The organism is Nostoc flagelliforme FACHB-838 (assembly GCF_014698065.1).
GTDB classification, from domain to species: Bacteria; Cyanobacteriota; Cyanobacteriia; order Cyanobacteriales; family Nostocaceae; genus Nostoc; species Nostoc flagelliforme_B.
In genome coordinates this window covers 1-3,839 of sequence record NZ_JACJSI010000495.1, presented here as the reverse complement: position 1 = coordinate 3,839, position 3,839 = coordinate 1, and the positions used below count along the sequence as shown (strand labels likewise).

The 3,839-nt window shown below is 38.8% G+C and carries 4 protein-coding genes; 1 reads left to right on the top strand and 3 read right to left on the bottom strand.

What is annotated here, in order from left to right:
- Positions 1-230 precede the first annotated feature (230 nt).
- A complete protein-coding gene (locus H6G97_RS47305; RefSeq protein WP_190947279.1) occupies positions 231-1,631 on the top strand; it encodes a hypothetical protein in 1,401 nt (466 codons plus the stop codon).
- Between the two features lie 151 nt (positions 1,632-1,782).
- Here the strand turns inward: H6G97_RS47305 and H6G97_RS47300 are convergent, their stop codons facing one another.
- The 3 genes from H6G97_RS47300 to H6G97_RS47290 form a co-directional block, all read right to left on the bottom strand.
- On the bottom strand, positions 1,783-2,754 hold the full coding sequence (locus tag H6G97_RS47300; protein ID WP_190947280.1) for an alpha/beta hydrolase family protein: 972 nt from the start codon (positions 2,752-2,754) through the stop codon (positions 1,783-1,785).
- Positions 2,755-3,209: 455 nt separating this feature from the next.
- Positions 3,210-3,428, bottom strand: a complete 219-nt coding sequence (locus H6G97_RS47295) for a hypothetical protein (RefSeq protein WP_242056112.1) — start codon at positions 3,426-3,428, stop codon at positions 3,210-3,212.
- Positions 3,429-3,446: 18 nt separating this feature from the next.
- On the bottom strand, positions 3,447-3,839 hold a 393-nt coding region (locus tag H6G97_RS47290; protein WP_190947278.1), incomplete at its 5' end, for a DUF1392 family protein.

Here is a 3,839-nt window from a genome sequence, read left to right as displayed (position 1 = left end):
TAAGTCGGAAATTTCGATTCCGTAGGCGAGGCAGTTTTCATTCATGCCTCTTAATCTACCATTTACGTGTACTTATTTTTTACAGTAGCAGGATAACTCCTGTGAACGTTTACGTTCAGTTATGTTAATTAGCTATTGATTAATTTGCATTTCATTGAGATAATCCAGAAATCAATTTGACAGAACGTTATGTTCTGTTAATCAAGTTCTCATATAAAGTAATTTTTCTCATGAAGAATGATTTAGGAAAAGCAAAGTTTCTAGCCTCTCCTGTATTTAAAAATAAAAACTTTTTAATTACAAAGAAACAAGTTTTATTTAGTAGCTTCATTTTCTTCTTTGCTTTGTTAGGATTGGGCGGTTTTTGGTTTCAATCCAGATATAAATTTGATAATAAGATGGCTGTCAAGTTACAAGAATTATCGAATGTAGATTATCCAGCCAATCCTGCTCCTTTAGGCAAAAATTTTCAAAGATATACGAATCGCAATTTAACGATTATCAAAAGGGATGAGACACATTTTGATTTTGTGCTGGAAGCAACAGATAAAAAAACAGCAAAAATAGTTATCAAAAATGTCGATTTAGAGCTATTAGTTCCGAAAATACCTCAATGGGCTAAAAAAGATCCAGGCTTAGAAGTAATAGCTTTGACAGATCGGGAATGGAACAGACAACAAGTTAGTTTTCCTGCTAATTCCAAAAATATAGAAATTATCGGTGGAGATGGTTTTGAAAAGCAAAACCTCGTCGAAGTTGCTTTGGCTAACAATTGCTTAAATGCAGGATATTGGGAAATTTTGCTATTTACTAAAGAAGATAGTAATAAGACTCTTTATTATCAAAGTTGGTTTACGTTTCCGATGGGACATTACAAGAATATCTTTGAAAAGATTAATAATATTTCTTATTCACAACACTGGTGGAGATTAGAACATTGGCAAGATCCAAGTGGCACAATAGTCAAAACTGATCTTCTAAGAGAGGTAATCGAGCAAAAAGAAGTAACTACTCAGTTTCCAATTGATGAAAGAATAATTGTATCGGGAGAGCAAAGTAGAAAAGTTAGAACTGTCTTAGCGAGAAATCTCACAACATGGAAAGATTTTTACGACAATAAAAATGAAATAAAATTTGCGACTTTTCGTCCTCCAGGATTCTACGATCAAAATAAACTTTGGGGAAATGAATACTGGAGAATAGGTAAATTTGATAAAGCGATTTTAAGAAATATAAAACCGATTGGTGTAGAGCAAAAATTACAGGAAATTGAGTTAGCCTTTACTGATACTAAGACTGGAGAAAAAAATCGATTATTCATCAGTGGTGTTAACCTTAAAAAGCTTCCTCAATTGGCTGTAGAAAATTATTCTAAAGGATTATATATGCCAATGGGAATTGGTATACCTCCTTTTTATCAAAGCTACGAAGAATTAAAGAATAATCATCCAGATGTCAGCCCCTTCTTCAGTGTATTACTAGATTCGCAGGATCGGTGGATAGATCATCACCATTTAGCAGTTGATGGTTCAGTTATGCACCTTGATAAAGATAACCCAAATCTCCTGCATCTTTACTTACTATCCTACGAGAGGAATACCTTAATAGCTCATTTTTTGGTCAATTTATAGGTAGGGTTAGCGCTGAATCATCATTTAATTTAATGAAATTGCTCCAGCTGTGACCTATGCTCTCAAGAGATATCAGGAGATAGCCGCAGTGATGAGAGTAGGTTTTGGAGTGATTACCGTTATGCAGTGCTTCATGCGAGATTCAAGTTTTTTAATTTCGCCAATCAGCTAATTGTGTTACTAAAAAATAGCGCACATGATCAACGAAAGAAGATCCCCATTTTTTCGTGCCATGTCCCATGCCAGGAACTACATAACAAGCACCATCAGCAAAACACTTGGCACATTCAATAGCATCTTGTTTGCTGACAAGCTGGTCATTAGCACCGACTAAGAAGCGAACTCGACGTGTCGGCTCAACCCGCTCAATATAAGTCATCGGGTTGCAGGCATTACTATGTTCGTCAGGGTATTTGAGATTATTGGCTAACTGTAAAACCTTAACTAAAGGTTTCATTTCTGGTTTGACTCGCTGCAAAATTACTTCTGCTAGTCCACCAAAGGGTGAAGCTGCTAATTCTGGTAAAAACCAGTGTCCCCAGCTTTGAGCAAAAGATTGAAGATTAGCATGACCAATTGTTCCCAGGAGTCGTTCTCCAAGACCATCAGCATTAAAGGCATAGGCCGCTTGTAAAACTCCCATACTGACTCCAAACAAGGCCAAACGACTATCGCCCATGCCGTAGCATTCACAGCAGAAGTTACGTATTTTAGCAATGTCAACTGCAATCTGGCGAAAGATATGCAGGAGTAGCTTAGTGTCAAAGCAGACATCCCGCTCAATCAATGGTTTAATCTCATTTTCGACTACAGCGGTGAAACTACGTACTAGGCTACGCTCACCGGACAAGGGTGTATCGAATAAAGCTACAGCTATCCCCATCTGTGTCAAAGTTGGCACAATGAAGGCATTCCAGCCATAGGGGGCACACATCCCTTGTAAGCCAATTACCAGGGGCGTATGCTCTACAGGTCGATTCTGTGGTAAAAACACAGCAACAGGAAAACCACTTAATCGCTCATCGATATCAGCTATCCCAGTATAAGAAAAAGGCTCGTAAAACCAGTAGCGATCACCATTCACCCCTTCAAAATTAATTACATCTGGGCCGTAGATAGGCATGGCATGGTAGATAAATATTACAAGAGTTAGTGAAGTCAATTATAAAAGATCAGTATCTTTTATAACTCAACATAAACTTGGTTAAACACATTTACGGTAAATTAACTCACACCTATACCAAACTTCCTTGCGATGCGGGTTTTCAATCGCTCTTTAACGGCTGATCGACAACAAAATCACTACACTCGATTTAGCCTAAAACTTTAGTCAAGGCAGATTTAATTCTGTTTAGATTTTCTTTACAAATCAGCTTTTAGAAAACACTTGAACATCATGATGATCGAACTGCTGCTAAAAAATAGTTTTTGCTTATCACAGCTACAATCCCCAGATGCGATCGCGTATGTTGAGCATCTCAACGATCCAACTATTCACCAGACAACTGAAAATATTCCCTACCCTTACACCAAAGAACACGCACTACATTGGATTCAACGCCATACAAACATCACTAATCAATACGGAACCCAAAGCTTAATCAGCTGCTGCCGCTCCTGAAGAACCAGCAGAAACCAACGCTCGTACTCTTTTTCAGCTTCGGTATCCTGAACTGATGCTTTCCACCACTTCAGAAGTTCAGGAGTGGAAGCAAACAGTGGCAGATGTTTGCCTTTCCAATTCTGGGGAGGATACAGGGAGATTAAGATGCCTTCGCCTCGGATGAGAGCCACCATAGGAAGAGGTGTACACCGTCATAACCGCACCCTTTCCAAATCGTAATCACTCACCCGCGCGATGGAATCTGCTGAGGTAAAAACCTCATCACCTTTTTCCGGTATAGCAGGGGACATCCATTCGATGCTGTAGAACCAGCAATCGTTAATCAGTTGAATACCTTGGACTATGCGGATCGGTGGCCCGTCGCCATGAAATCGGAACTTGACTAATTCACCCAGTTCAAACACAGGCTTTTCTTTAGTAACTAATTGTAAGTTGCCTGTACCAATAATTTCACGTCCTAAAACAGTTAGATTATCGTTGCTGGAGACAATCTCATAATTCCAGCCTTTAGCTGACCACTCTACACCGCAACAGTAACCGAAAGATTTGGTGGTAGTGAGGTAGACTTTCTCCAACAGGGAAGC